This is a genomic window from Saccharothrix sp. CB00851, from assembly GCF_001905065.1.
Taxonomy (GTDB): domain Bacteria; phylum Actinomycetota; class Actinomycetes; order Mycobacteriales; family Pseudonocardiaceae; genus Actinosynnema.
In genome coordinates this window covers 1-26,898 of sequence record NZ_LWLC01000048.1, presented here as the reverse complement: position 1 = coordinate 26,898, position 26,898 = coordinate 1, and the positions used below count along the sequence as shown (strand labels likewise).

The following is a 26,898-nucleotide window of genomic DNA, read 5'->3' as shown; positions in this document are numbered from 1 at the left end:
AGGTTTGACCGCCGGGTGGGCCAGAGGCCCGCCGCACGCCAGGGTTTCCCGGGTTTCCGCGCAGGTAGCCGCGACGCACCCGTTCTCCCACACCAGCGCTTCGGCGCACATCCGCGCTCGCCCTCATACCGCGATCCCCGTCCCGGGGACCGCTTCGGCCGCGCGCCTCCACAAAACCTTCACCGAAAACCACGGCGCCATTCACCCGTGGTGATCCGGTCATGCCCAAAATCAGGAGAAGAACCGCAGATGGATTTCAACCAGCAGGTGATCGACGAGTTCCGCGCCAACGCGGGCCGCGTCGGCGGACCCTTCGAAGGAGGCAGGCTCATCCTGCTGACCACGACCGGCGCCCGGACCGGCGCCCGGCACACCAACCCCGTCGGCTACCTGCCCGACGGCGACCGGATCGTCGTCATCGCGTCCGCCGGTGGCTCACCACGGCACCCCGACTGGTTCCACAACCTGGTGGCCAACCCGGTGGTCCAGGTCGAGGACGGCGTCTTCACCTACGACGCCGAGGCCACCGTGCTGGACGGCGCGGAACGCGACGAGCTGTGGGCGCGCGCGGTCGAGTCCGACCCCGGCTGGGCCGAGTACCAGGCCAAGACGACCCGGCGGATCCCCGTGGTGGCGCTGAAGCAGGTGTCCGGCGGCCCGCCGAACGCGTCGAGCTGGGGCGCGGCGCTCAAGCTCGTGCACGACGCGTTCCGCCGCGAACTGGCCACCATCCGCCGTGAAGTGGCCTCGTCCCGGACGCTCGGCGCCCAGCTCAAGGTCAACTGCCTGACCGCGTGCCAAGGGCTGCGGTTCCACCACACGGCCGAGGACACCGGCACGTTCCCCGCGCTGCGCGAGCGGTTCCCGGAACTGACACCCACCCTCGACCGCCTCGGCGCCGAGCACGAGCACCTCGCCGCGCTGCTGGCACAGCTCCAGCAGACCCTCGAACGCGGTGACGCCACGACGCTGCGCACCGACGTGGACCGGCTGATCGACGAGCTGGAGGCACACCTGACCTATGAGGAGGAACAGCTGATCCCGTTCCTCGACGCGTGATCGTCAACCGATCCGGTGACACAGCGCCGTCGGTGACAACCGATCGCCCGCGCCAGGACATGTAGTGAGTAGAACCACCCGTCCTCGCCGGCTCGACCGAAGTGACCAGTCCACATCAGGTTGAATACTCATGTTCCCGATCCACCGAGCAAGGAGATGTCCGTGGGTAGAGCAAGGGGCTTGGGGGCCCTGTTCGCCTCGCTGGTCGTCACGGCGACCGCGCTGAGCGCGACCGGGGGAGCCACCGCCGCGCCGTCGGCCCGCACCACGCTGAACCCGGCGGCGGTCGCGGAGTCCGTGCGGTACCTCGTCGACAGCTACGGCGTCAGCGAGCGGGAGGCGCTGCGCCGGCTCGAACTGCAGAACGACGCCGTGCGGCTGGACCGCGTGCTGCGCGCGGAGAACCCGGCCGAGTACGGCGGCATGTGGCTGGACCAGACCACCGGCGAGCTGGTGGTGGCCATGACCGACCCGGCCGCCGCGGACCGGCACCTGAAGGACCTGCCGGACCGCGCGCACGTCCGCACGCAGCCCGTGCGGCACTCGTTGGCCGACCTGACCGCCGCCAAGGACCGGATCGCCGCCAAGGTCGGCGCCGGAGCCGACGCGGTGTACCTGCCCGCGGTCAACGAGCGTGACAACGAGGTCGTCCTGTGGGAGCGCTCGTGGGTCGCGCGGGAGAAGGCATCGGCGGCCCAGGAGGCTGACGCGGCACGGCGGGCGCTGGCCGACGAGACCGGCGAGCCCGACGGTTCCGGCAGGTCCGGCGGTTCCGGCGTGGCGGTGCGGGCGAAGGTCCTGCCCAAGCCGCAGCCGATGTCCGCCACCTACCCCGACGTCGGCGTGTGCCACCCGTTGTCCTGCGTGAACCACGGCCCCATGCGCGGCGGTCTGCGGCTGGACATGAAGCGGGACAACGGCACGTGGGGCGGCTGCACGGCCGGCTTCAACCTGCGCTCCACCGGCGGCGGCCACCCCGGCAAGGCATGGGTGCTCACCGCGGGCCACTGCATGGCGACCAAGACCAACAACACGCCGACGCAGCACAACGGCGTGCCCGTGTTGCAGCAGCACGGCATCGAGAAGAACTCGTACCCGTACGACTACGCGGCCGTGCTGTACGTCGACACCCCGACCCGCCACACGTGGCTGGAGAACCACACGGGCCGCAACCGCGTCCTCAAGTACTGCCGCAACGGTGGCGCGGACAGCAACGCCGACACCCCGTGCGGCGAGCAGGCCACGTCGGTCGACGAGTACATCACCGGTATCCACCCGCTGTCCGAGGTCAAGGCGGGCTGGGTGGTGTGCGCGTCCGGTTCCGGCGCCAGCTCGGTCGACTACCCGGGCATCGTCGACAGCGGCGCCGGCGCGGGCTACCTCGTGGGCACCCGCTGCGGTCGCGTCCTGTCCACCGACGTCGGCATCAACACCGACATCTGCGCCCGTGCGGGTGACAGCGGCGGTCCACTGTTCAGCCAGGTCGACCACACCGCGCTGGGCATCCTGGAAGGCAGCCAACAAGCCCGCCACGGCGTCTGCTACGCCGGTGAGCTGAACAACTACGTGCCGATCGACACGATCCTGACCGACCTGGAATCCCGCTACGCCGCCCTGAGGGCCAAGTTCGCCGTGATCACCACCCCGAACGGCTAACCCAAACCACACCCACTCAACCACCCCAACGGCCCGCCTCCCTCCACACGGGATGCTGTTGGCGGATTGATCAACGACGACGCCCTCGACGAGATCGTCTGGTCGTGTCGAGGGCGTCGTCGTGTGGAGTTTGTCGGTGTCGTTGCGGTCCGCCGGTCCGGGCGAGGCACCGGGGTTTGACGGCTCGGGTGGCGCGCGCCGCGTTTCCCAAGGGCGGCTACCCACCTCACACCCGCCGCGCGCACAGCCGCTTCATCCGCCGCAGACGCCAACCGTTCCATCCGTCGCCGACGGCTGCGCGCCTCGCATCCGCCGCGCGCACCGCAGCTTCATCCGTCGCCGACGACAGCCGCTTCATTCGTCGCCGACGGCTGCGCGCCTCGCACCCTCCTCGCGACTCACCGTGCTCACACCACCGCCCGCCCAGCCCCGGCTCTCCTCACACCACCGCCCGCCCGCGCTTCCCTCGCGCCGCCGTCGACCCGTGCCCTCACCTCGCGCCCGCCAGCTCATCCCGCCGCCAACGGCCTCCCACCTCCCGGACTCCTCGCTCCGCCGCCAGCCACCCCACCGTCCAGCCACCCCACCGTCCAGCCACCCCACCGTCCAGCCACCCCACCGTCGATGTCCACCCAGCCCTACTGATCCCAGCTCGACCAACCCAGCCGTCCACCGACCTCATCCACCGCCCAGCCGGTCCGCCCGCCGCAAGCGATCTACCCGCCCCGCCGGTCCACCTCTCGTCCAGCCGACCAACCCAGCCCTCATCCAGCGCATCGACCAAGCCGTCCAGCTCAGCGACCAACCGCGCGGCGGCCCGGCGACGACCTAGGGGCGATCCCAGACGGGCGCGATCTTCCAGGCGGGCGATCCGGTGGCGCGACCGGCGTGCGTAACCCCGCGCCACCACCAGCGTCCGCTTCCGCCTGCGTGCACTCCCGCCTGCGTGCACTCCCGAGCTCTCGCTCGCGGCCGTTTCGAGCTCTCGGTTGCGGACGAGTCGAGCTGTAACCGTCCCCGAGCTGTGGCCTGAGCTGCCACGATCGCAAGCGGACCGCAGGTCTGGGGTAGGGGCTGCCCACATGCCGCGCGCCGTGCCTTGCCGCCTCCTTCTTACCCGGCAACGTCGATGGTGCGCGGAAAGTTTCCCGGCGTTGTCACCCATCGGGGTGATCATCGGTGCGCCCCGGCCACAGTGGGCTGGTGCGAGGGCGGCACGGTGGTTCTATTTTGCGCGGTGCGGCTGGGGGTGCAAGTCGGTCCTAAGTGGTCCCCGCCGTCGGGATCGACTGAGAGGCGAGCCAGGAGCTGGCGGCGAGGTGGCGGGTGCGCTGAAGCTCAGCGCGGGTGCGCAGGTTGATGGTGGTCCACGTCGGATTGCCGACGAAGTGGGCGCCCCGGTGCCGGCCGACCCACGTGCCGTCCAGGTAGTGGACGTCCACGTCCGTCACACTGACGCCCCCGACCACCGGGAGGCCGCGTCGACTCACTGCCGCACGGGAAAGTCCTTTCCGGAAGCGGCCGTGTCTGGTTCGCTCGGGCCACCGGCCACGTGGGCGCCGAAACGGAAACGGCCGAACTCCGTCGCAGGCACGTTCGGGAGTGTCGCCCATCACCAGAACGGACGCCACCAAGTCAGGTCTGATCAGCCACTTGCTCCGACCGCGCCAACCCCACACCGGACTCAGTAGTGGCGGATGCCCTTGGCCAACGTCTTCGCCCAAGGCGCGTCGACCGCGTCCGCGTCCACCGCCACCACCAAGTGGCACAACATGCCGCGTGCGAAGAAGTCCTGCACCTGCTCCTCGCTGCCGTCGGACATGCCGCGCACGTACTCGACCGTCCGCGCCACCCCGCGCTGGACGACCTCGCGCACGGCGGGCTCGGAGATCGCCGCGCACTGGGCGTGCATCTGGACCCGCAGGAGCGTGTCCTCCTCCGAGATCAACCGCGCGTAGGCGTCGCCCATCGCGTGCAGGACCGCCTCCGGCGTGCTGCCCTTGGCCGCCGCGACACCGTCGGCGAGGCTTTCCCGGATCCGCGCGAAGCAGTGCTCCACCACGGAGAGGAACAACGCCTCCTTGTCGGGGAACAGCCGGTAGACGTAGGCCTGCGAGATCCCGGCGGACTTCGCGACCTCGCCGGTGGTGGTGCCGTAGTAGCCGCGGGCGGCGAACGCGCCCAGAGCGGTGCGCAGGACCGTCTCACGACGTTCCTCGGCGGTCGACAGGCGACGTTCGCCCGATCCTGCAGGCATGAGTGTAATCAACCACTCACACCGCCCGGAGTCAACCCGCGAGCACGCCACACCACCGGCCAGAGCGCACAAGACCCGTCGATCGACGGCTTGTGAGCGGACGGTCCACCGAGGACGATGAGTCGCCGGCAGAGGGGCCGGCTGGATAGTTCCCAGCGATCTCGACGTCCGGCCACCCTGCGTCCGCAAACCTCGGCCGGGCGCGGGAAGGATCAACCGTGCGCGACTCCGTCAGAAAGACGCTTGCCCTCGGGGTGGGCATCGTCGCCGTGCTGGCCGCCTTCGGCGGTCAGGCGGTCGCCGCTCCGCCGCCGCCGGACACGGGCACCCCCACGCCCATGGTCGTCGGCGGCACCCAGGCCGCCAAGGGAGAGTTCCCCTGGATGGTCCGCCTGTCGATGGGCTGCGGCGGGTCGATGCTGACCGACCAGCTCGTGCTGACGGCGGCGCACTGCGTCAGCCGCACCGGCAACAACACCTCCATCACCGCCACCTACGGTGTGGCGGACCTGCAGGACACGTCGCGCATCACCCGCACGTCGACCTACGTGCACCGCTCGCCCACGTACGCGACCGCCACCGGCGGCGACTGGGCGATCATCAAGCTGGCCAGCCCGATCACCGGCGCGGCACTGCTGCCCATCGCCACCACGACGGCCTACAACACCGGCGTGTTCACCGTCGCCGGCTGGGGCGCCACGTACGAGGACGGCGCCCAGTCCCGTTACCTGCTCAAGGCGAACGTCGACTACATCGACGACACCACGTGCAAGAACTCCGGCGCCTACTACGCGGACCTGATCCCGGCCGCCGAGCTGTGCGCGGGCCTGCCCGCGGGCGGTGTCGACACCTGCCAGGGCGACTCGGGCGGCCCGATGTTCCGCCGCGACAACAACGGCGCGTGGATCCAGGTCGGCATCGTCAGCCACGGCAACGGGTGCGCGCGGCCGGGCAACCCCGGCGTCTACACCGAGGTCAGCACCTTCGCCGCGGCGATCAACCAGGCGGTCGTCAACCTCGGCGGCACGCCGCAGCAGCCCGGCAAGGTCTTCGAGAACCTCACCAACGTGTCCATCCCGGACGCGGGCGCGGCCGTCTACAGCAACGTGACCGTCTCCGGCGTCACGGGCAACGCGCCGTCCGCCCTGAAGGTCGGCGTGGACATCAAGCACACGTGGAGCGGTGACGTCGTGATCGACCTGGTCGCGCCGGACGGCTCCACCTACCGGCTGAAGAACTCCAGCAGCTCCAGCACCCCCAACGTGGCCACCACCTACCTCGTGAACGCCTCCTCCGAGGTCGCCAACGGCACGTGGCGGCTCAAGGTGCAGGACGTCTTCAGCCAGGACACCGGCTACGTGGACGCCTGGCGGCTCACCTTCTGACCCGAACGCGAGAACCCGCACCACCGACGACCGCGCGCCGAGCACTCGGCGCGCGGTTTGTCATCTGGATGCCGAAAGCCAGTCGGTAAATGTGCTCGCCAGCGCTAACCGCACGGTTTCGTCCCGGAATCGTTCTGGTGTCTCGTCTGTGCAGGTCATCGGCCAGGTAATTGTCCGCATATGACAATTTTTCGTCCTGGCTGAGAATGGTCATTCAGCAGCCTTGCGCAAGTGTTGCGACGCGGTTAATTTCCCTCTCGCAGCACGTCTGCGAACCATTCCAACCCTGCCCCTCATTTGCCGGCGTGCGCGCTCGGCGTCAGGGAGGACGTTTCCGTGAGACACAGCAGACCACTGACCAGGCTCGGCGCGGCGGTCGTGACGACCGCGGTCGTCGCCGGCCTCGCGATCGGCGCGGGCACCGGCTCGGCCGCGCAGGGCGACCTCACCCAGACCTACACCTGCCCGTTCCCCCTGATCGGCGACCAGAACGTCACGGTCGACATCGAGACCACCCAGCCCGGCACGGTCGCCGCCGGCGAGTTCACCCCGAAGCTCGACATCACCGCCGTGTCCGACGCGGGCCCGACCGCGACCCAGGGCCTGCGGCTCGTCGGCGCCGAGACCATCCGCGGCACGGCCCGCGCCACCTCGAAGGTCACCGCGCCCGGCGACCAGGGCACGCTCACCGTCCAGGTCGCCGCCGACGTGCCGAACCAGCCGATCCCGGCCGTCGGCAACGCCCTCGTGCTCAACGCCTCCGGCTCCGCGCCCGGCCTGCGCTTCGACCAACCCGGCACGGCCACCGTCGAGGTGACCGACCTGGTGCTGGAGATGACCCCGTTGCGGGCCGACGGCACGCCGACCGAACTGGGCACGTTCGTCGCCGACTGCACGCCGACGCCGAACCAGGACACCGTGCTGCAGACCTACACCGTCACCGGCACGGCCGTCACCCCCGAGGTACCGGCGGGCACGGGCAGCACGCCGCCGCTGCGGCAGGTCTACAACTGCCCGTTCCCGTTGATCGGCAACCAGAACGTCACCGTCGACATCGACACGGACCTGCCGGCCGAGATCGGCGTCGGCGCCTTCACCCCGCAGATCGCCATCACCGCCGTGTCGAACGCCGGACCGACCGCGACCCAGGGGCTGCGGCTCGTCGGCGCGGAGACCATCCAGGGCACGGCGGTCGCGACGTCGCTGGTCAGGTCGCCGGGGAACCACCAGGCCGTGGCCGTGCCGACGGCCGTGCCGAACCAGCCCATCCCGGTCAGCGGCGACCTGGTCATCAACGCCGCCGGCACCGCGCCCGCGCTCCGGTTCGACCAGCCGGGCACGGCCACGTTGTCCGTGCACGACCTCGTGCTCACCATGACCCCGAAGCGTGCCGACGGCTCCGACACCGGCCTCGGCACGTTCGTCGCGGACTGCACGCCGGTCGACCCGGCCCAGCGCACGGTGCTGCACACGTTCACGGTCGTCCCGGCGGCGGACACCGAGGCACCCGCCGCACCGTCCGGCCTGACCGCCGGTGAGACCACGCCGACCAGCGTCCCCCTGTCGTGGACCGCCGCCACCGACAACATCGGCGTCACCGCCTACGACGTCTACAACGGCGGCACGCTCGCCACCACCGTGGAGGGCACGACGGCGACCGTTGGCGGTTTGGTGCCGGACACCGAGCACACCTTCACCGTGGTCGCGAAGGACGCCGCGGGCAACACCTCCGACGCGAGCGCCGCCCTGAAGGTCCGCACCGCGCCGTTGCCGGACACCGAAGCGCCCACCACCCCGACCAACCTCCGATCCACCGCCCAGACCGAGAACAGCGTCACGCTGGCCTGGGACGCCTCGACCGACAACGTCGCCGTCACCGGCTACGAAGTCCGCAACGGCGCCTCGTCGGTCCCCACCACCGAGACCACGGCCACCGTCAACGGCTTGGCCCCGGACACCGAGTACACGTTCACGGTCGAGGCGAAGGACGCGGCGGGCAACACATCGGCCACGACCGCCGGCCTGAAGGTCCGCACGAAGGCAAGCCAGGGTCCGCCGACCGTCGAGTACGGCTACGGCCTGGCCGGCAGCACGAAGATCAAGGCGGCCAACGGCACGGTCGCGCTGGCCGGCGGCATCGACGCCACGCTCAACCTCGCCACGGGCGCGTTCGACGCCGACCTGACGATCGACCCGACCTCGGGCCGGTTCCGCGCCTTCGGTTTCGTGCCGGTCCAGGCGAAGATCCAGTTCGTGCAGGCTGCCAAGAGCACCGGCACGCTGGCGGGCGGGGTGCTCAAGTCGACGTCGAGCGTGACGGTGAAGCTGCCGCACATCACCGTGCTCGGCATCCCGATCAGCACGAGCCAGGACTGCCGCACCAAGACCCCGGCCTCGATCCCGCTGGAGTCCAAGCCCGGCTTCGACCCGCTCGCCGGCGGCACCCTGGTGGGCACGTACACGCTGCCCGCGCTGACCGGCTGTGGCCCGCTCACCGGCCTGATCAGCGGCGTGACTTCGGGACCGGGCAACACCATCGAGGTGAAGCTGTCACCGCGCCCCCGGCGTTGACGCCCACCACCTGACCGCGTGGCCCCGCCGGGAACCGCACCTCCCGGCGGGGCAACCGCGCACCGCAACCACCCCGCCGCAACGCCCACCGCGCCCTGCCCACGCCTCCCCGCCGCCGACACCCACCTCGGACCAGGTGACCACGTGCGCACAGCCGAATAAGTCCTGCGCACAGCCGAATAAGTCCCGGGGCCGCCCTCCCTGTCACAGTCGCCGAATGACGGATGCGGTGGTGTTGGGTGCGAGCATGGGCGGGCTGCTGGCGGCACGGGCGCTGGTCGGCTCCTACGACCGGATCACGGTGGTCGACCGGGATCCACTTCCGGCGGACGTCGGGCATCGGCGTGGTGTGCCGCAGGCCAGGCACTTCCACACCATCCTCCTGCGCGGCAAGGAGGCGCTCGACGACATGTTCCCCGGGCTGACCGGCGAACTGGTCGCTGCGGGCGCGATTCCGGTCGGGTTCAACGCCGATGCGCGCTTCGTCCTCGCCGGCCACACCATGGTGCGCGCGGTCACCGGGGCGTCGGACATCCAGGCGACGCGGCCGATGCTCGAAGGCGCGGTCCGCGCACGGCTCGCCGACCTGCCCGGCGTGAAGCTCGTGCCCGGCTGCGACGTGCTCGGCCCGGTCGTCGAGCACGGTCGGGTGACCGGTGTGAGGGTCAGCCGTGACGGCACGGAGGAGGTGCTGCGGGCCGACCTCGTGATCGACGCGATGGGCAGATCGGGACGCGCCAGATCGTGGCTGGCATCCCTCGGCCTGCCGACACCCGCCGAGGACCGGATCGACGTCAACATGCTCTACGTGAGCCGGTTGGTCCGCCCGGCCACGCCGTTCCGGGACAAGCTGGTGCTCGTGGGCCCGGTGCCCGGCCGGCCGACGGGGTTCGCGTTCGCCGCGCAGGAGCACGGCCAGTGGATGGTGACCCAGGTCGGCATGGCGGGCGACCACCCGCCGACCGACGAGTCGGGCTACCTGGCGTTCCTCAAGCGGTCCGCGCCGCCGGACGTGCTGGACGCCGTCGCCGCCTCCGAACCGCTCACCGAGATCCGCACGCATCGGTTCCCGGCCAGCCTGCGCCGCCGCTACGAACGGCTCCGGCGGTTCCCGCCCGGCCTGCTGGTGTTCGGTGACGCGATGTGCAGTTTCAACCCGATCTACGGCCAGGGCATGACGGTCGCGGCACTGGAATCCGAAGCGTTGCGCAAGTGCCTGCGAGACGGCGAAACCGACCTGGCACAACGGTTCTTCCGCGCCGCGGGCAAGATCATCGACCCGGTGTGGCAGCTCAACGCGCTCGGTGACCTGGCGCTGCCGGAGATCACCGGCCACCGGTCGGTGTCGACCAAGGTGCTGAACCGGTACGTCGCCCGGATGCAACGGGTCGCCGAGCACGACCCGGTGGCCGCCACCGCGTTCATCCGCACGATCGGCCTGCTCCAACCGCCGTCCGCGATCCTGCGCCCCGACGTGCTGGCCCGCGTCCTGATCGGCGGCCTGCGCCGCAGCTGAGCCTCGCCGCACCCGACCGGCCGGGGGGGAGTGAGCGGGCCGGAAGTGGGTGGCCCGCGAGCAGGTGAGTCTGAGGTGGCCGCTGAACGGCTACCTTGGTGACCATGCTGCTGCCGTCCGCGATGCTCGCGGTGAGCGCTGTTTTCGTGACCGCCGGTGTGATCGGTCGCCGGGTGCAGCCGCGCAACCGGATCGGGTTGTTGTTCGTGCTCGTCGGTGTCGGCTGGTTGCTCGACTACACGATCGACGACGGGTCGTTCCTGGTGTTGCTGGCCTGCAAGCTGTGGCCTGCGGTGCTCGGGCACGCGTTGCTGGCGTTCCCGACCGGCAGGCTGCGCACGGGACCGCGGCGGTCGGCCGTGGCCGCCGGGTACGGCCAGAGCCTGGTGTTGGGCGTGGCGTTCGAGTTCGAGCGCCAACCGTGGGCGGCGGCGGTCATCGGGGCCGAGACGGCGGTCACCGCGGTCATCGGGCTGTCCATGCTGGGCCTGCAACTGCACCGCTGGCGGGTCAGCAGCATGGCGCAACGGCGGACGCTCACCGCGATGCTCGGCGCGGCGGCGGTGGCGATCACCGCGTTCGTGGTGTGGGAACCGGTGGAACGCGCGGGCCTCGAACCGCCGCTGGTGGTGCTGATGCTGGCGTTGAGCGGCATCCCGTTCGCCTACCTGGCCGGGTTGCTGCGCCGCCGGATGGACCGCGGCGAGGTGGCCGACCTGGTGGTGCGGCTCAGCGGTGACAGCAGGCACGACGGGGTGCAGGAGGCGCTGGCCGCCACGCTGCACGACCCGGGCCTGCGGGTGGCGTACTGGGTGGCCGAGCAGGAGCGGTACGTGGACGTGGACGGGCGGCCGGTCGCCCTGGACTCCGTGCACACCAGGGTGGATCGGGGTGGCGCGCCGGTCGCCGTGCTGCTGCACGACCCCGTGCTGGACCTGGAACTCGTGGACGCCGCGTGCGCCGCCGTCGGCCTGGCGCTGGAGAACGAACGGCTCACCGCCGAGCTGCGCGCCAAGGTCAGGCAGCTGGCCGAGTCCCGGGCGAAGGTGTTGCGGGCGGCCGAGGACGGGCGGCGGAGGCTGGAGCGCGACCTGCACGACGGCGTCCAGCAGCGGCTGCTGTCGGCGGTGATGACGCTGGGCTTGGCGGAGACCGTGCCGGCGGAACGCGCGCGGGCGCTGGCCGCCGAGGCCAAGCAGGCGGTGCTGGCGACCATCGAGGACGTGCGCGCGGTGTGCCACGGCATTCACCCGCCGGTGCTGGCCGAACGGGGCCTGCAGGGCGCGGTCCGCGAGCTGACGGCGTTGGCGGAGCCGAGGGTCGACCTGACGCTGGACCTGCCGGAAGCGGTGCCGCCGCTGGTGGAGACGACCGCGTACTACGTTGTCGCCGAAGCGCTGGCGAACGTCACCAAGCACGCCGAAGCGTCCCGGACGAAAGTCGTGATCCGCGGCGCGGACGGGCGGCTGGTCGTGGAGGTGGACGACGACGGGCGCGGGGGAGCGGACCCGGTGCACGGCACGGGCCTGCGCGGCCTGAGCGAACGGGTGGAAGCGAACGGGGGGACGATGCGGGTGGTCAGCGCGGCGGAGACGGGCACGAGCCTGCGGGTGGTGCTGCCGTGCGGGTCGTGATCGCGGAGGACTCGACGCTGCTGCGCGAAGGGCTCGCGCGGCTGCTCGCCGAGGCCGGTTTCGAGGTGGTGGCGGCGGTGGAGGACGCGCCGTCGCTGGTGGCGTCGGTGGACGAGCACCGGCCCGACGTGGCCATCGTGGACATCCGGATGCCGCCGACGCACACCGACGAGGGGCTGCGGGCGGCGGTGGCGTTGCGGCGGCAGTACCCGGCGACCGGTGTCCTCGTGCTCTCGCAGTACGTCCGGGTCAGCTACGCGGCCGAGCTGCTGGACGCGGGCGCGGACGGCGTCGGCTACCTGCTCAAGGACCGGGTGTCGGACCTGGCCGAGTTCACCGCCGCGATCCGCCGGGTCGGCTCGGGCGGTTCGGCGTTCGACCCGGACGTGGTGAGCCGGCTGCTGGTGCGGCGGCGCGACGACAGCGACGACCGGCTGACCGAGCGGGAACGGGCCGTGCTCGCGCTGATGGCGGAAGGGCGCACCAACCAGGCCATCGCGCAGCGGCTGTACATCGCCGAGCGGACCGTGGAGAAGCACTGCACCAGCATCTTCACCAAGCTGGACCTGTCCGCGAGCCCGCACGACCACCGCCGCGTGCTCGCCGTCCTGCGCTACCTCAACGCCTGAAAGGTGCGGTTAACCGCACCACGCGGTAGAGGTGGCACGATTCCGGCGCACACCTCGCCGACGCCACGCTTGCCCCATGACACTGGGGCGCGAAGTACAAGTCGACGCGGTGGCCGGGGGTTCGACGACGAGCGGACGACCCCGGGCCGGCTACCGCACGGACCTGATCACGGTGCTGCTCGGGACCTGGTTCTCGATCGGCCTGTTCCTCGACGCGTGGGCGCACTCGAACGTGCCCGAGCTGGAGTCGTTCTTCACGCCGTGGCACGCGGTGTTCTACTCGGGGTTCGCCGCGACCGGCGCGTGGATCCTGTGGGTGCTGTGGGGCAACTACCAGCGGGGCAGGCGCGGGCTGGACGCGGTGCCGGTCGGCTACGGCCCGGCGGTGCTCGCGCTGCCCGTGTTCGCCGCGGCGGGTGTCGGCGACTACCTGTGGCACACGTTCATCGGCATCGAGCAGGGCATCGACATCCTGTTCAGCCCGACGCACCTGGTGCTGATCTCGACCATGATCATGATCCTGACCACGCCGCTGCGCACGCTGTGGAGCGACCGGGACGTGGTCAGCCCGTCGTTCCGGCGGTTCCTGCCGGCCGGGCTGGCGCTGGCGTTCGCGACCTCGCTGGTGCTGCTGTTCGCGAGCTTCGCCGACGCGTCCGGCTACACCGGCGAGCAGGTGATCAGGGCGTTCACCTTCGAGAAGGGCGCGGGCGGCTCCGGTCGGGCGGACGACCTGGCCGCCGCGATCGTGCTCACCAACATCATCATGATCATGCCCCTGCTGCTGGCCGCACGCCGGTTCCGGCTGCCGTTCGGCACGGCGACCACGCTGGCGGTCGTGGTGATGGGCCTGAGCACCGCGACGGCCGCCTACACGAATATGAGCACGGCCATCGGGTTCATCGTGTCCGGCGTGGTGATCGACGTGCTGCTGCGCAAGCTGCGGCCGTCGGAGGAGCGGCTCAAGGAGTACCGGATCTTCGGCGCGGCGGCCTCGTTCGTCACGTGGGCGGTGTACTTCGCGTCGGCGATCATCGACCAGGGCACGACGCCGAGCGTCACCGAGATGTGGACCGGGGCGCCGATCATGGCCGCGCTGCACGGCCTGCTGATGGCGGTGGTGCTCGTGCCGACCGTCCGCCGGTGAGGGCGCTGCTGCTCGCCCTCGTCCTGCTGGTCGCCACCGCGACCCCGGCCGACGCGCACGCCGGCGGCCTCACGCCGCAGGACCACTTGAGCGAGGTCACCGGGATCGACCCGCCGCTGCCCGGCGTGACCGCGGCGATGGTCAACCACGGCACCCAGTTGGAGGTCCGCAACGGGGGCACGGACCCGGTCACGGTCGGCGGGGCCGACGATGGGACCCGAGTCGGCGGGGCCGACGATGGGACCCGAGTCGCCGACCACGTGATCGGACCGGGCGAGACCTACCGCTTCCGCGACGAGCGCACCACCGCGCCGCACTGGGAAATCCCGCTCGGCACGTCGGTGATCAAGGGCCGGGTGGACGTCACGCCGGGCCCGAACCCGTTGTGGTGGCTGCTGATCACGCTCGCGCTCGCCCTCGGCGGCTACTTCCTGGGCAGGCGACGGGCACTGCTCGCGGTCGGCGTGGTCGTGGTGACGGCGGGGCACGTCTGGCACGCGGTCGGCTCGACGCTCGCCGTGACGGGCCAGTCGTTCGTGCCGCTGCTGCTCGGCGCGAGCGGCGTGGGCCTGGTCGCGTGGCCCCTGACCGTCGTCGCCGTGGTGGCGGCCGTCCGGCGCAAGCCCGCGACCGCGTTCGTGGCGGCCGTCGTCGGCGCGATGCTGGTGGTGGCGGGGATACCGGATTTCGACAGCTTCCGGTTCTCCCAGCTGCCGTTCGCCGGTCCGGCCGAGGTGGACCGGCTGCTCGTGGCACTCACGCTCGGCGGCGGGCTCGGCCTGGCCGCGGGCGGATTCGACTACCTGAGAAGGACTGGTTCCACCCCATGAGGACCCTCTTCGCCCTGTTGTTCGCGTTGCTCGCGGGCTGTTCGTCCGCGCCGCAAGCCCCGCCCCCGGCCGAACCGCTGGTGCTGCGGCTGTCGGTCGACCAGGCGTCGCCGCAGCGGGTGGAGGCCGTGCGCGGGCAGGCCGTCGAGCTGACCGTCACCAGCGAGGAACCGGTGGACGTGCACGTGCACGGCGTCGACGTGCTGGCCAAGGCCGAGCGCGGGAAACCGGCCGTGCTGGAGTTCACCGTGGACCGGACGGGCACGTTCGACGTGGAGGCGCACCCCGACACGCTGCTCGTGCAACTGGTGGTGCGGTGACCGCTCTCGCCCACGGCGTCGGCGCCCGGCACGACCTGCCGCTGCCGCTGGACCTGGTGCTGCAGGGCGCGGCGGTCGCGCTGCTGGCGTCGTTCCTGGCGCTGGGTCTGCTGTGGACGAAGCCCCGGTTCACCGCCGCCGAGCCGGGTCCCGACCGCGACCGGTGGCCGGTGCGGCTGCTGGTCGCGGTCGGGCTGGCGCTCGTGCCCGCGCAGGCGTGGCCGCACCTGGTGTTCGTGCTGCTGTGGGTCGGCGTGGCGGTGCTGTCGATGCTGCTCGGGCCGGTGTGGCGGGTGCTCAACCCGCTGCGCCTGGCCGCCCTCGCCACGCTCGGCCGCGCCTACCCGGAACGGCTGGGCCACTGGCCCGCCGCGCTCGGCCTGCTCGCGTTCACCTGGGTCGAACTGGTGACGCCGGACGCGCTGCCGTGGTTCCTGGTCGGGTACGCGGTGGTGAACGTCGCGGGCGGTGTGGTGTTCGGCCGCACCTGGTTCGAGCACGCCGACGGGTTCGAGGTGTTCTCGACGCTGCTGGGCAGGCTGTCGCCGCTGCGCGGCAACCCGTTCCGCGCGCTCGTCGCCACGCCCGTGCGGCCCGGCCTGGTCGCGGTGGTGGCCGTGCTGCTCGGCTCGACCGCGTTCGACAGCATCGGCTCCACCCCGACCTGGGAACGGCTGTCCGTGCCGGACACCGCCGGGCTGGTGGCGGCCGTGGCGCTGGTCGCGGGCAGCTACCTGCTCGCGTGCCGGTCGTTCGGCGGGCAGCTCGCCCACTCGATGGTGCCGATCGTGGCCGGGTACGTCGTGGCGCACTACTTCTCGCTGCTGGCCGTGGAGGGCCAGCGCGCCGTCGCACTGCTGTTCGGTGCCACCGGCTTCGAGCCGGACGACACCCTCGCCTCACCCGTCCTGGTGGCGTCGGTGCAGGTGGGCGCGGTGCTGGCCGGGCACCTGCTGGCGGTGGTGTCCGCGCACGACCGCACCTTGCGGCTGCTGCCCCCGAGCAAGCACTTGACCGGTCAGGTCCCGTTGCTGGTGCTCATGGTCGGCTACACCTCCGGTGGTTTGGCCCTGCTGTTCGCGGGTTGAGCTATTACCCTGGGAGACGGCGACGGTCTGTCGTGACGCAAACCCCTCGATCGGGCTAGGTAATTAGCTCGATAGGCTGGATTTCACCGCAGTTCAGCGGCTTCGCACCGGCGTTCATCGTGGTGCGAGGTGAGTGTGTCACCTGACAGATTGGCGTTTCCCGGCACTCGGATGAACGTTCTTCTCACCGGATCGGGTCGATCACTAGCTTGCGTGTGAGTGAAATCGGCGGATCTGTGGAATTCATCCGAGGGACGAAAGGGTGTCGATGAGCATTTACCTCACAGGTCTGCTGTGGGTCGGCGGCGCGGCCGTCGTGGCCGCCGTCATGGCTTACTTGATCCGCCGGTACGGCGAGCTGGAAGGCCGTTCGGCGAACAACGAGGCCGCGGGCCAGGTGTTCACGATCGTGGGCGGCCTGCACGCGGTGCTGGTGGCGTTCGTGCTCATCGCCCTCTTCGACGCCGTCAACCAGGCGGGTGACGCCGCGTACCGGGAGGCGGACGGGCTGGTCGCCGCCACGTGGGCCAGCGACACGCTGGGCGGTGGCGCCGGTGCCGAGGTGCGCGAGCTGTCCCGCGCGTACGCGCAGACCGTGATCGACGACGAGTGGCCGGGCATGGTGGCCGGCACGTCGTTCGAGTCGAGCGGCTGGTCGCAGCTCGACCGGCTGCGGCAGGTCGTGGCCGAGGCGCCCGCGGACGACGAGTGGCAGGTCGACCGCAAGACCGAGGCCGCGAACCAGCTGTGGCAGGTGTACCAGGCCAGGCAGGAACGGCTGGACGCGGCCGGTGGCGGGGTCAGCTCGGTGGTGTGGTTCGTGCTGATCGCGGGCAGCGTGCTGGCCGTCGGCCTGCCGCTGCTGTTCGGCGGACCGCGGATCCGCACGCACGTGCTCATCGTGGCCACCCTCGCCGCGACCATCACGCTGCTGCTGTACGCGACCTACCAGCTGCAGAACCCGTTCGGCGGTGGCGCCGGGGTGAGCCCGGACGCGTTCGAGGCCGCCGTGGAGCGATTCGGATGATCGAAGCGTTCGAGCAGGTCGTGTGCACCGTCATCCAGGTCGAGGCGGGGGCCCACGGCCCCTCGACCGTCTTCCGGGTGCGGTTCCCGTCCGGCGAGACGGCTTCGCTCACCACCCTCGACGTGCGGCTGAACGCGATCGGCTTCTCCGCCCGGCAGAACCTCGTCTACGGCGTGGACCAGCGCGGCAGGCTCGTCGCCCTCGACCGGACCGGCCGGGTGGTCGGCAAGCCGACGCGCCCGTCACCCGTGCTGCTGCACGCGACGGCGGGCGCGGTGGTGGGCGAGCGGCTGGTCGTGCGGTCCGGGCCGTGGCTGCACTCGGTCGACATCGACCCGGGCAGCCCGACCTACGGGCTCGTCGTGCACGAGGCGTGGCTGTGGCCGTGGCACGGGGTGACGGTCGACGACTTCGACCTCAACCCGGCCGACGGCCTGCTCTACGGTGTCGCCACGCGCGAGCACGGTCACGGCGTGGTGGTCAGCATCGACCCGCGCACCGGCAGGACGAGGCCGGTGCCCGGGGTCGGCCGGCTGCCCGGTGGCGGCGGCTACGGCGCGGTGACGGTGGCACCGGACGGGGCGCTCTACGCCACCAACAACCGGCACGGCGGTCGCAGCACGTTGTGGCGGGTGGCCTTGGACGGCTCCGGCGTGGTCACCGAGATCTCGTCGCGCCAGGCCCTGCACACCATCGACTCGTCGGGCTGCCTGCCGGACATCCCCACGCCGACCACCACCCCCACCACGACAACCACCACCCCAACGACCACGACGACAACAACCACCACCACTCCACCGACGACGACGACCACCACCACACGCACCACGACGACAACCCCCAGCCCGCCGACGACAATCACCACCACCACGACGACCCCGCCACCACAACCGACAACCACACCACCTCGAATCACCACCACCACGACGACGACCACGATCCGCCCGGCACCCGCGGTCCCGCCGCCGAACATCCCGCCGCCGCGGATCACCCCGCCACCCGCGCCGCCGCCACCCCCGCCGCCGGAGCTACCGGTGCCGCCGGAACCGCCCCAGCCGCCACCGCCGGCCGACATCGAGGTGCCGGACCGGCGGGTGGAGACGTTGGCGCCGACCAACAACGCCGTCCGCGACCAGCGCCGCTGGGGCCTGGCCGTGATGATCCTGATCCTGGCCGCGGGCGCCCTCGCCCGCCAAGCCGCGAGCAGGCGGCGGTAACCCCGGGTCAGACGGCCAGCATCCGGCGCACCTCCTCGTCGTGCAGCTCCGCCGCGGCGCCCGCGTGCACGACCTCGCCCGCGTCCATCACCACGAAGCTGTCGGCCAGCCGCACCGCGAAGTCCAGGTACTGCTCCACCAGCAGCACGGTCAGCCCGGCCTCCCGGTGCAGCCGGTCGATCGCCGCCTCGATCTCGTCGATCACCGACGGCTGGATGCCCTCGGTCGGCTCGTCCAGCAGCAACAACCTCGGTCGGGTGATCAACGCCCGCGCGATCGCCAACTGCTGCCGCTGCCCGCCGGACAGCAACCCGGCCGGCCGCTTGAAGAACTGCCGCAACGCCGGGAACACGTCCAGCGCCTCGTCCACCGCCGCCGGGTCCCGGTGCGCGGTGGCCTCCACCGTGACCTGGAGGTTCTCCCACACCGTCAGCTGCGGGAACGAGACGTGGCCCTGCGGCACGTACGCCATGCCCGCCCGCACGCGCTGGTGCGTCGCCATCCGCGTGATGTCCCTACCGTCGAACGTGATGCGACCGGCCGTGGGCGTCAACGTGCCCATCACGGTCTTGAGCAACGTCGTCTTGCCGACCCCGTTGCGCCCCATCACGCACACCAACGACCCGGTGGGCACCTCCAGCCCCACGCCAAACAGCACCCGCGCCCGCCCGTAGGAAACGTCCACCCCGGACACCGACAGCATCACGTCACCGCCTTCCCCTTGGCCCGCCCCAGGTACACCTCGCGCACCCGCGGGTCCTCCTGCACCTCGGCGACCGAACCCTCGCGCAGCACGTGCCCCTGGTGCATCACGGTGACCTTGCGCGCGTACCGTCGCAGGAACTCCATGTCGTGCTCCACCACGACCACCGTGTGCGTCGAAGCGATCCGGTGCAGCAGCTCACCGGTCCGCTCCCGTTCCGACCGGCTCATGCCCGCCACCGGCTCGTCCAGCAGCAACAGCTTCGGCCGCTGCACCAGCAGCATCCCGATCTCCAGCCACTGCCGCTGGCCGTGCGACAGCACACCGGCGGGCCTGTCCGCCAACGCCGTCAGGTCCGCCGCCTCCAACGCCGAGGCCACCGCGTCGGACACCCCGCGCCGCCGCCGCAGCAACGACCGCAGCGGCAGTCGGAAGCTGTCCGCGAGGTCCAGGTTCTCCACCACGGTCAGCTCTTCGAACACGGTGGCGGTCTGGAACGTGCGGCCGACACCCAGCCGCACGATGTGGTGCTCACGCCGACCCACCAGCTCCCGGCCGCCGAACCGCACGCTGCCCGCCGCCGGCTTGGTCAGCCCGGTCACCACGTCGATCAACGTCGTCTTGCCCGCGCCGTTCGGCCCGATCAGGAACCGCAGCTCGCCTTCCTCGACGGTGAAGTCCAGCCCGTCGAGAGCAGCGAAACCGTCGAACACCACGCGCAGCCCGCGCACCTCCAGCAGTGCCGTCACGCCGTCACCTCCACCGGTTCGCGCCCGAACCGGTGCCGCACCGAGTCGACCACGCCCGCCAACCCCTTCGGCGCGAGCACCAGCACCAGCACGAACAGCCCGCCCTGCAGGTACAGCCAGCCCTCGGCGAAGTCCTCGCTGAACAACGTCTTGGCGTAGTTGACCGCGATCGCACCGGCGATCGCGCCCGCCAGCACGAACCGCCCGCCGACCGCCACGCCGACCAGCAGCTCCAGCGACGGCACGATCCCGAGCAGCGCGGGGGAGATGATGCCGACGACGGGCACGAACAACGCGCCCGCCAGTCCCGCCATCACCGCCGAGACGGTGAACGTGATCGTCTTGACCAGGGCCGGGTCGTAGCCGAGGAACCGCACCCGGTCCTCGCCGTCGCGCACCGCCACCAGCAGCCGCCCGAACCGGCTGCGCACCAGCAGCTTCGCCACCAGGAACGTCACACCCAGCACCAGCGCCGCGATCGCGTACACGGCCCGCTGCCCGTTCGGGTCGGTGAGGTCCAGCCCGAAGAACCCGGTGATGTTCGTCATCCCGTTCGTGCCGCCGGTCAACCCCTGCTGCCCGACCAGCAGGATCACGAACGCCGCCGCCAGCGCCTGGGACAGGATCGCGAAGTACGCGCCGCGCACCCGCTGCCGGAACACCAGCAGCCCCAGCAGGAACGCGACCAGGCCGGGCACCAGCACCACCGCCGCCAGCGCGAACACCGGGTTGCCGAACGGTTTCCACAGCGCGGGCAGTTCCTCGACCCCGCTCCACACCATGAAGTCCGGCAACCCGGCCGGCCCGGCTTCCTGCAGCTTCAAGTACATGGCCATCGCGTAGCCGCCGAGGCCGAAGAACACGCCCTGTCCCAGCGTCAGCATCCCGCCCTGACCCCAGGCCAACGCGATGCCGACCGCGACGATCGCGAAGCACAGGTACTTCGCCAGCAGCCCGAGGCGGAACGGCGACAGCGCCAACGGTGCCAACGCGAGCAGCACCACGCACACCACGAGGGAGATGCGACCCCACGTCATACCAACGCCCTCCCCTTCAGCACGAACATGCCCTGCGGCCGGACCTGGAGGAACGCGATGATCGCCACGAACACCAGCACCTTCGCCAGGCTGGCGTCCGTCCAGAACTCCAGGTAGCCGTTGAGGAAGCCGAGCGCGACCGCCGCCAGCACCGCGCCGCGCAACTGGCCCAGCCCGCCCGCGACCACGACCAGGAACGCGTCAACGATGTAGAAGGTGCCCAGGCTCGGGCCGACCGGGCCGACGAGCGTCAACGCGACACCCGCCACCCCGGCCAGCCCCGAGCCGAGCAGGAACGTGAACCGGTCCACCCGACCGGTGGCGATGCCGCTGTACGCGGCCAGCTCCCGGTTCTGCACCACCGCCCGCATCCGGCGACCGGCGGGCAGCCTGGTCAGGTACAGCCACACCCCGACCACGCACACCACGGCCAACCCGATGATGAACACCCGGTTGTAGGGCAGTCGGAGGCCGAGCACGTCCACGCCACCGACCAACCAGCCCGGTGCCGTCACCTGCACGTTGGGCGCGCCGAAGAGGTCACGCGCCAGCTGTTGCAGCACCAGGCTCACGCCCCAGGTCAGCAACAGCGTGTCCAGCGGCCGGCCGTAGAACCGCCGGATCAGCGACCACTCCAGCAGCAGCCCCATCAGCCCGGCCACCGCGAGCGCGACCGGCAGCGCGATCAGGAACGACTGGCTGGTGACACCCTGCAACAGGAACGCGGTGTACGCGCCCGCCATGATGAACTCGCCGTGCGCCATGTTGATCACGCCCACCGACGATCGCGCACCGCCCCTCGTCCTACGTTCGGTGGCGAAAACGGATCGGGGGGCGGACATGGGTAGGCGGATCGCGTCGCTGGACGTGTTGCGCGGGGTGGCGATCCTGGGCACGTTCGGGACCAACGTGTGGGCTTTCACGCACCCGCAAGGGGTGACGGGTTTCCTGGCCGACTTCGGCTCGGGCGCGGGTGGCACCGTGACGGCGTTGCTGCAGCTGATCACGAACGGCAAGTTCCTGGGGCTGCTTTCGATCATGTTCGGCATCGGCCTGGCCATCCAGCACCGCTCCGCCGTGCGGCGGGGACAGCGGTGGCCCGGCTGGTACCTGTGGCGCTCGGCGCTGCTGCTGTTCGAGGGCCTGCTGCACTACGTGCTGGTGTTCGAGTTCGACGTGCTGATGTTCTACGCCGTGGTGTCCGTGCTGGTCGCGTACCTGGTGGGGCGCGGCCCACGCGTCCAGGTCGCGTGGATGGCGGTGCTGGGTTCGGTGAACCTGGCGATCGTCGGCCTGATCACGCTGGCGCTGCTGATCGGCGGCACGACCGCCGGCGACCCCGGCTTCGTGCTGACCACGGACAGCTGGTGGGATTGTGTGCGGGCCAGGGTCGAGCACCTCGCGGTGTTCCGCGCCGAGGGTTTCCTGGTGCTGCCGTTGAGCGGGCTGCTGTTCCTGGCCGGTGTGCGGCGGTTCCAGGCCGGTGCGCTGGAGGACTCGGCGCGGGGCGCCCGGATCCAGCGGCGGCTGGTGGTGTGGGGCCTCGGGCTCGGCGTGCCGCTGAACGTCACCACCACGCTCGCCGGCGGTGACTGGTTCGCCGTCGACCGGTACGTGTGCGCGCCGCTGGTCGCGTTCGGCCTGCTCGGCGCGATCACCGCGCTGGTCAACCGGATGCGGGCCGAGCCGGGACGGGTGCGCCGGGGCGTCACCGCGGTCGGCCGGTCGGCGATGAGCTGCTACATCGCCCAGAACCTGCTCGCGTCGGTGCTGTGCTACCAGTGGGGCCTCGGCCTGGCACAGCGGTGGGGCCACCTCGGACCTTGGTTCACCGGTGCCGTGTGGCTGCTGGTCGCGGTCCTGCTGGTGGTGGGTGCCTCGTGGTGGATGCGGCGGTTCGAGCGCGGCCCGGTGGAAACCGCGTGGGACTGGGCTTACCGCGTGCCGCAACGACGGTCGGTCCCGGTCTCGGGAGTGGCGGACCGGGTCAGGTGATCCACGTCCGGTCCACCGCCCACCAGGCGCCGGCGGCCAACACCCCGCCGGCGCCGAGGGCCGCCGCGGTGGCCCACTCGGTGCTCGCCAGGAGGCCCAGTGCCGCGTAAACCCCGCCACCGACCGCGCTGAACCGCCCCACCAACCTCAGGACCGCGTTCCTCGTCGCGGTGGAAGCCTTGGGTGGCGTTCTCCCTGGCCCCAATCCGATGGCCTCCCCGTGGTCGCGAGCCCAGACCCAGACCTCCGACCCCTTCCGGCGCGACCCTTGCGGCGCGAGCCCTGCCAGGAACCGCCTGTCCCCGCTCAGCACGGGTGACCGCACAGTGCTCGCGATCGTCTGGTAGGTCTTCCCGTCATCGACGCCGCGCAGCTCCAAGCCGTGCCACCCGTCGCAGATCAGGACGTTCAGCTCCGGCCCGAACGCGACCGGACCGAGGTGGGTCGGGTCGCCGAGGCGCGCGGAGGCGGCCATCTCCCAGGTGTCGGTGCGCCACACCGCGACGGTGTCCGCCGACGCCGCGGCCAGCACCAGCCCGTACCGCACCGCGGCGACCCGCACGCCGCGGAGGGTCGTGGAACCGAGCCGCGTCCAGGTCCGGGTGTCCCACAGCTCGATGCGCCCGTCGTCCGTCGCGACCACGAGTCGCGGGGTGTCGGGGCAGAACCGGGCGTCGCGGACCGCGCGGAAACGCGGCTCGTCGAGGGCCTGCCAGTGCTCACCGGTGGCGTGGAAGATCGTGGTGGTGCGCTGCGCGGTGACCGCCAGCAGCGTGCCGTCGTGGTCGAAGCCCACGTGGTCGACGGGCTCGGTGAAGGGGATGGCGGCCAGTGGTTCCCACGTCGCGGTTCTGAACAGGGTGAGGCGCCCGGAACCCGAGACCACGACCAGGCGGTCGTCGGGACTGAACGCGAGGATCCCGACGTGGTCGTGGGGCAAGTCGAAGATCGTCCGCCAACCGTCGGTGCTCCACACCCGGGTGCCGGCGGCCAGCATGGACGAGTCGTGGCTGAACACCACCCGGGAGTGCCCGCGTCCGACGACGCCCGAGGCGTGGAACTCCGGCGCGGTCCGCCGGAGCAGCATGCGGATCAACCGACCGGCCTCCTCCGTGGCCGGCGGCCCGCTGTCCGGAGGTGCCGGGGCCGCTGGTGCGGGCATGGTGGCTGCTGGTGCGGGCGTGGTGGCCGTGGCGGGTCGGGCCGACGTCCCGGGCGAAGGGGAGAGGGCGTGGTCGGCGCGCTCCTCCAGCGCGCGCAGGGCCGCGAGGGAGATCGGGTCCCCGGCCTGGGCGCGGTCGTCCAGTATCCGCAGGCCGGCCCGGCGGAAACCGTCCTCCGGGCTGCGCAGCAGCCGGCGCAGCTCGTCCGGCAGCCCGGCGGGCAGCGGCGTGCCCGCGTAGGCGATCCGCAGGTCGCCGGACAGCGTTCCGCTGCTCGTCGGCGTCTGGTCGGGGTTCGTGCGGCGCACGCGGTCGTAGACGTAGCCGTAGAGGTCGCGGACGCTGATCTCGCCGTCGTGGTCGAGGTCGGCGTCGCCGGTCCGCAGGCCGTCGATGATCGCCTTCGTGAAGACGGACGGCTCAGCGCGGTCGTCGACGTGCTCGCCGACCGGCTCGTAGGCGTACTGGATGTGCGTGGACGCGGTCATGACCGCGCAGCCCCGCCCTTCCGTGAGCTGCTGGACGACGTCGACGTCCTCGGTCGCACGCGGCAGCATCCCGCTGGGGAAGGCTCCGCCGTAGCAGCAGTCGAGCCACACCACGACCTGTCCGGCCAGGCTGTCGTCGATCTGCCTGCGGACGAACGCCGCGTCCAGCGAGGTGGTCGCGAGCACGGTGCGCCGGGTGTCGGTGGTGACGAAGTGCAGGTCGCCGAGCCGCGCCTTGACCCCGTGACCGGAGAGGTAGAGCAGCACGAGGTCGTCGCGCCCGGCTTGGCCGAGCACCGTCTCGACGCGCTCGCGGACCTGCTGGACGGGCTCGTTGACCAGCACCTCGGTGTCGAAGCCGCCGATCGCCGGGTCGCTCAGGACCGCGTCCAGTTCGGCGGCGTCGAGGCGCGGCGCGCGCAGGGCACCGAAGGTCGGATCGCGGTAGGTGTCGGTGGCGATCAGCAACGCTCGGCGCATAGGACGAGATTAGGGAGCCCAGCTCCCGGTTGTCGCGATTCGCATCGCGATCACCGGAACGGGCTCACGACGCTGACACCTACGCTTCCGGCATGAGTCCTCTCGACGTGGACACCAGGGTGCTGCGGTACTTCGTGGCCGTGGCCGAACGGTTGAGCTTCACCGCGGCGGCCCGTGACCTCTACGTCTCGCAACCCGCGTTGAGCAGGCAGATCAGGCAGTTGGAGGCCGATCTCGGCGTCGAGCTGTTCGTGCGGACCGGGCGGGAGGTCCGACTGACGGCCGCGGGCGGTGAGCTGCTGCCGTCGGCCCGGAAGGCGCTGGACGACTGGCGCGACGCGGTGCGGGTGGTGCGGTCGGTGGCGGCGGCCGAGGCGAACGTGCTGCGGGTCGGGTTCGTCGTGTCGGGCGGTGGCAGCGTGGCGCGGCGGGCCCGGGCGGCGTTCGCCGAGCAGCGGCCCGACGTGACGGTCGAGCCGAAGCGGTGCGACTGGGGAGCCGAGCCGGACGCCTTGCGGCAAGGGCTGGTCGACGTGGCGTTCGTGTGGCTGCCCGCGGACACCGACGGCCTGCGCGCCCACGTGGTGGCGACCGAGGCCCGGTACGTCGCCCTGGCCCGTGACCACCCGTTGACGGCACGGGAGTCGGTTGGCATCGCGGACCTGCGCGACGAGCCGCTGATGTGGACGCGCAAGGCGCCGAAGGAGTGGGTCGACTGGTGGGCGGTCAACCCGCGGCCGGACGGCGGGGAACCCGTGTGGGGACCGGAGAACGACAACGTGGACGAGATGCTGGAGCACGTCGCGACCGGTGCGGCGGTGTGCTTCGGCCCCGAGTCGATGGCGGCCTACTACGCGCACCCCGACCTGGCGTGGCGGCCGGTCACCGACATCGAGCCGCTGCGGATCGCGATCGCGTGGGTGTCGGAGACCGTCAACCCGGTGGTGCACGCCTTCGTGGCCGCCACGGTGCGGCTGAGCAGCGCAACCTAGAAGAACCCTGACACTGTTATGGTTTGCGGGCCGACTGGGGGAGTTGCCGTGGCTGACGTTTCCGAGCAGTGGCCCGTGGTGCGGGACGTGCTGTCCGAAGTGACCGGGCGGTTCGCGGACCTGGTCCGCTCCGCCGAGCCGAGCGCGCTCGCCACCCCCGACTGGACCGTGGCCGACACGGCGGCGCACGTCGTCGCCATCGCCTCCATCTACACCACGTTGCTGGCACCGGACGGCGCCGAGGTCGCCGATCCCGTCCTCGCCGCGCGCATCCCCGCCGTCACCGTGGACACCGTCGCCGACCTGAACGACCTGGCACTGCGGCGGTTCACCGAACGCGACCCCGCCACGCTCGCCGCGACACTGCGGTCGATGGTGGCCACGATCCTCGAGACGACCGCGGGCACCGACCCGGACCGGACGGTGCCGTGGCTGGGCGACTCCCGGGTGCCGGTCGCGGGCGTGCTCGCCCACCTGGTCAACGAACAGCTCGTCCACGGGTGGGACATCGCCCGCGGCGTCGGCGCGCCGTGGCCGATCCCGGCGCGCGAGGCCGCGGTGTTCTTCGAGCTGTTCATCGTCGGCATGATCCGCAACGACACCGGCGGCGTGCTCGGCGACGTGCCGACCGGCGACCGCCGCATCGCCGTCGCCTTCCGCTCCCGCCACACCACCCCGAGGACGCTCGTGCTGCACCGGGGCCGGGTGTCGCTCGACCCGGACGGGCCGGTCGACGTGCGCCTGACGTTCGACCCGGCCGTGCTGAACCTGGTCCTGTTCGGCCGGGTCAGCCGCACGCGCGCCGCGCTGACCGGCAAGCTGCGCGTCACCGGCCGTCGGCCGTGGCTGCTGCCCGCGTTCCTGTGCACCGTGCGGCTGCCGACGAACGCCGTGCCGCTGTCCACCGACTAGGCGGCGTCTCCTAATTGTGGGAAGCGGTGCGGCAGATCATGAT

23 protein-coding genes and 1 pseudogene are annotated in these 26,898 nt (G+C 71.5%); 17 read left to right on the top strand and 7 right to left on the bottom strand.

Annotated elements, in window-relative coordinates; all coding sequences use genetic code 11:
* The first annotated feature begins 249 nt into the window (after positions 1-249).
* Positions 250-1,059: a nitroreductase/quinone reductase family protein gene (locus tag A6A25_RS36465; RefSeq protein ID WP_073898153.1), complete on the top strand. Its 810-nt coding sequence runs from the start codon at positions 250-252 to the stop codon at positions 1,057-1,059.
* Positions 1,060-1,221: 162 nt separating this feature from the next.
* Positions 1,222-2,715, top strand: coding sequence for a hypothetical protein (locus A6A25_RS36460; RefSeq protein WP_143193646.1), 1,494 nt, complete (start codon positions 1,222-1,224; stop codon positions 2,713-2,715).
* A 1,262-nt stretch (positions 2,716-3,977) separates the two neighbouring features.
* On the opposite strand, the gene A6A25_RS36455 is transcribed toward A6A25_RS36460, so the two are convergent.
* Positions 3,978-4,157, bottom strand: a complete 180-nt coding sequence (locus tag A6A25_RS36455; protein ID WP_143193644.1) for a hypothetical protein — start codon at positions 4,155-4,157, stop codon at positions 3,978-3,980.
* A 242-nt stretch (positions 4,158-4,399) separates the two neighbouring features.
* Positions 4,400-4,972 (bottom strand): TetR/AcrR family transcriptional regulator, encoded by a 573-nt coding sequence (locus tag A6A25_RS36450; RefSeq protein ID WP_073898148.1) that lies wholly within the window; start codon positions 4,970-4,972, stop codon positions 4,400-4,402.
* 218 nt (positions 4,973-5,190) lie between these two features.
* Here A6A25_RS36450 and A6A25_RS36445 point away from each other — a divergent pair.
* The 12 genes and pseudogenes from A6A25_RS36445 to A6A25_RS45060 form a co-directional block, all read left to right on the top strand.
* Positions 5,191-5,991: pseudogene (locus A6A25_RS36445) on the top strand (S1 family peptidase); the annotation flags it as partial.
* A gap of 48 nt (positions 5,992-6,039) precedes the next feature.
* Complete coding sequence (locus A6A25_RS46720) at positions 6,040-6,357, top strand: proprotein convertase P-domain-containing protein (RefSeq protein WP_338013250.1); 318 nt, start codon at positions 6,040-6,042, stop codon at positions 6,355-6,357.
* Positions 6,358-6,693: 336 nt separating this feature from the next.
* The gene (locus tag A6A25_RS36440; RefSeq protein ID WP_241829106.1) at positions 6,694-8,928 is read left to right on the top strand and encodes a fibronectin type III domain-containing protein; all 2,235 of its coding nucleotides are present in this window, start codon (positions 6,694-6,696) and stop codon (positions 8,926-8,928) included.
* Between the two features lie 217 nt (positions 8,929-9,145).
* Entirely contained in the window at positions 9,146-10,444 is a 1,299-nt protein-coding gene (locus A6A25_RS36435; RefSeq protein WP_073898143.1) for an FAD-dependent oxidoreductase, read from the top strand.
* Positions 10,445-10,548: 104 nt separating this feature from the next.
* Positions 10,549-12,078 (top strand): sensor histidine kinase, encoded by a 1,530-nt coding sequence (locus A6A25_RS36430; protein WP_143193643.1) that lies wholly within the window; start codon positions 10,549-10,551, stop codon positions 12,076-12,078.
* Positions 12,066-12,707 (top strand): response regulator transcription factor, encoded by a 642-nt coding sequence (locus A6A25_RS36425; protein WP_073898137.1) that lies wholly within the window; start codon positions 12,066-12,068, stop codon positions 12,705-12,707. The genes A6A25_RS36430 and A6A25_RS36425 overlap by 13 nt, the downstream gene beginning before the upstream one ends.
* A gap of 76 nt (positions 12,708-12,783) precedes the next feature.
* Positions 12,784-13,854 (top strand): hypothetical protein, encoded by a 1,071-nt coding sequence (locus A6A25_RS36420; protein WP_073898134.1) that lies wholly within the window; start codon positions 12,784-12,786, stop codon positions 13,852-13,854.
* Positions 13,851-14,684 carry a hypothetical protein gene (locus A6A25_RS44420; RefSeq protein ID WP_073898132.1) on the top strand — a complete coding sequence of 278 codons (834 nt, stop codon included), beginning with the start codon at positions 13,851-13,853 and terminating at the stop codon, positions 14,682-14,684. Before A6A25_RS36420 ends, A6A25_RS44420 begins: the two co-directional genes overlap by 4 nt.
* Positions 14,681-15,004, top strand: coding sequence for a hypothetical protein (locus tag A6A25_RS36410; protein ID WP_073898129.1), 324 nt, complete (start codon positions 14,681-14,683; stop codon positions 15,002-15,004). The genes A6A25_RS44420 and A6A25_RS36410 overlap by 4 nt, the downstream gene beginning before the upstream one ends.
* Positions 15,001-16,092: a hypothetical protein gene (locus A6A25_RS36405; RefSeq protein ID WP_073898127.1), complete on the top strand. Its 1,092-nt coding sequence runs from the start codon at positions 15,001-15,003 to the stop codon at positions 16,090-16,092. Before A6A25_RS36410 ends, A6A25_RS36405 begins: the two co-directional genes overlap by 4 nt.
* A gap of 268 nt (positions 16,093-16,360) precedes the next feature.
* Positions 16,361-17,119: a bestrophin-like domain gene (locus A6A25_RS36400; protein ID WP_073898124.1), complete on the top strand. Its 759-nt coding sequence runs from the start codon at positions 16,361-16,363 to the stop codon at positions 17,117-17,119.
* Positions 17,116-18,336, top strand: a complete 1,221-nt coding sequence (locus tag A6A25_RS45060) for a hypothetical protein (protein WP_198932979.1) — start codon at positions 17,116-17,118, stop codon at positions 18,334-18,336. Before A6A25_RS36400 ends, A6A25_RS45060 begins: the two co-directional genes overlap by 4 nt.
* Positions 18,337-18,343: 7 nt before the next feature.
* Here the strand turns inward: A6A25_RS45060 and urtE are convergent, their stop codons facing one another.
* Genes urtE through urtB form a run of 4 tightly spaced genes read right to left on the bottom strand, consistent with a single transcriptional unit; the run spans position 18,344 to position 21,598 of the window.
* On the bottom strand, positions 18,344-19,039 hold the full coding sequence (urtE, locus tag A6A25_RS36390) for an urea ABC transporter ATP-binding subunit UrtE (RefSeq protein WP_073898190.1): 696 nt from the start codon (positions 19,037-19,039) through the stop codon (positions 18,344-18,346).
* Positions 19,039-19,788, bottom strand: a complete 750-nt coding sequence (urtD, locus tag A6A25_RS36385) for an urea ABC transporter ATP-binding protein UrtD (protein ID WP_073898121.1) — start codon at positions 19,786-19,788, stop codon at positions 19,039-19,041. The genes urtE and urtD overlap by 1 nt, the downstream gene beginning before the upstream one ends.
* On the bottom strand, positions 19,785-20,825 hold the full coding sequence (urtC, locus tag A6A25_RS36380; RefSeq protein ID WP_073898118.1) for an urea ABC transporter permease subunit UrtC: 1,041 nt from the start codon (positions 20,823-20,825) through the stop codon (positions 19,785-19,787). Before urtC ends, urtD begins: the two co-directional genes overlap by 4 nt.
* Positions 20,822-21,598 carry an urea ABC transporter permease subunit UrtB gene (urtB, locus tag A6A25_RS36375; protein ID WP_274534378.1) on the bottom strand — a complete coding sequence of 259 codons (777 nt, stop codon included), beginning with the start codon at positions 21,596-21,598 and terminating at the stop codon, positions 20,822-20,824. The genes urtC and urtB overlap by 4 nt, the downstream gene beginning before the upstream one ends.
* Before the next feature lie 67 nt (positions 21,599-21,665).
* On the opposite strand from urtB, the gene A6A25_RS36370 reads away from it, so the two are divergent.
* A complete protein-coding gene (locus A6A25_RS36370) occupies positions 21,666-22,820 on the top strand; it encodes a DUF418 domain-containing protein (RefSeq protein WP_073898113.1) in 1,155 nt (384 codons plus the stop codon).
* On the opposite strand, the gene A6A25_RS36365 is transcribed toward A6A25_RS36370, so the two are convergent.
* Positions 22,813-24,951, bottom strand: coding sequence for a caspase, EACC1-associated type (locus A6A25_RS36365; protein WP_073898111.1), 2,139 nt, complete (start codon positions 24,949-24,951; stop codon positions 22,813-22,815). The two genes, A6A25_RS36370 and A6A25_RS36365, sit on opposite strands and share 8 nt — an antisense overlap.
* Before the next feature lie 92 nt (positions 24,952-25,043).
* Here A6A25_RS36365 and A6A25_RS36360 point away from each other — a divergent pair, with 92 nt between their 5' ends.
* Together A6A25_RS36360 and A6A25_RS36355 are read left to right on the top strand one after the other, a co-directional pair.
* Positions 25,044-25,943: a LysR family transcriptional regulator gene (locus A6A25_RS36360; protein WP_143193642.1), complete on the top strand. Its 900-nt coding sequence runs from the start codon at positions 25,044-25,046 to the stop codon at positions 25,941-25,943.
* A 48-nt stretch (positions 25,944-25,991) separates the two neighbouring features.
* A complete protein-coding gene (locus tag A6A25_RS36355) occupies positions 25,992-26,855 on the top strand; it encodes a maleylpyruvate isomerase family mycothiol-dependent enzyme (RefSeq protein WP_241829105.1) in 864 nt (287 codons plus the stop codon).
* Positions 26,856-26,898 lie beyond the last annotated feature (43 nt).

What these genes read in the sequence shown, in the direction of transcription:
- A6A25_RS36465 (WP_073898153.1), top strand. Translation starts at nt 250, where the DNA reads ATGGATTTCAACCAGCAGGTGATCGACGAGTTCCGCGCCAACGCGGGC.
- A6A25_RS36450 (WP_073898148.1), bottom strand. Translation starts at nt 4,972, where the DNA reads ATGCCTGCAGGATCGGGCGAACGTCGCCTGTCGACCGCCGAGGAACGT.
- A6A25_RS36435 (WP_073898143.1), top strand. Translation starts at nt 9,146, where the DNA reads ATGACGGATGCGGTGGTGTTGGGTGCGAGCATGGGCGGGCTGCTGGCG.
- A6A25_RS36430 (WP_143193643.1), top strand. Translation starts at nt 10,549, where the DNA reads ATGCTGCTGCCGTCCGCGATGCTCGCGGTGAGCGCTGTTTTCGTGACC.
- A6A25_RS36420 (WP_073898134.1), top strand. Translation starts at nt 12,784, where the DNA reads ATGACACTGGGGCGCGAAGTACAAGTCGACGCGGTGGCCGGGGGTTCG.
- A6A25_RS36410 (WP_073898129.1), top strand. Translation starts at nt 14,681, where the DNA reads ATGAGGACCCTCTTCGCCCTGTTGTTCGCGTTGCTCGCGGGCTGTTCG.
- A6A25_RS36400 (WP_073898124.1), top strand. Translation starts at nt 16,361, where the DNA reads ATGAGCATTTACCTCACAGGTCTGCTGTGGGTCGGCGGCGCGGCCGTC.
- A6A25_RS45060 (WP_198932979.1), top strand. Translation starts at nt 17,116, where the DNA reads ATGATCGAAGCGTTCGAGCAGGTCGTGTGCACCGTCATCCAGGTCGAG.
- urtE (WP_073898190.1), bottom strand. Translation starts at nt 19,039, where the DNA reads ATGCTGTCGGTGTCCGGGGTGGACGTTTCCTACGGGCGGGCGCGGGTG.
- urtC (WP_073898118.1), bottom strand. Translation starts at nt 20,825, where the DNA reads ATGACGTGGGGTCGCATCTCCCTCGTGGTGTGCGTGGTGCTGCTCGCG.
- A6A25_RS36370 (WP_073898113.1), top strand. Translation starts at nt 21,666, where the DNA reads ATGGGTAGGCGGATCGCGTCGCTGGACGTGTTGCGCGGGGTGGCGATC.
- A6A25_RS36365 (WP_073898111.1), bottom strand. Translation starts at nt 24,951, where the DNA reads ATGCGCCGAGCGTTGCTGATCGCCACCGACACCTACCGCGATCCGACC.
- A6A25_RS36360 (WP_143193642.1), top strand. Translation starts at nt 25,044, where the DNA reads ATGAGTCCTCTCGACGTGGACACCAGGGTGCTGCGGTACTTCGTGGCC.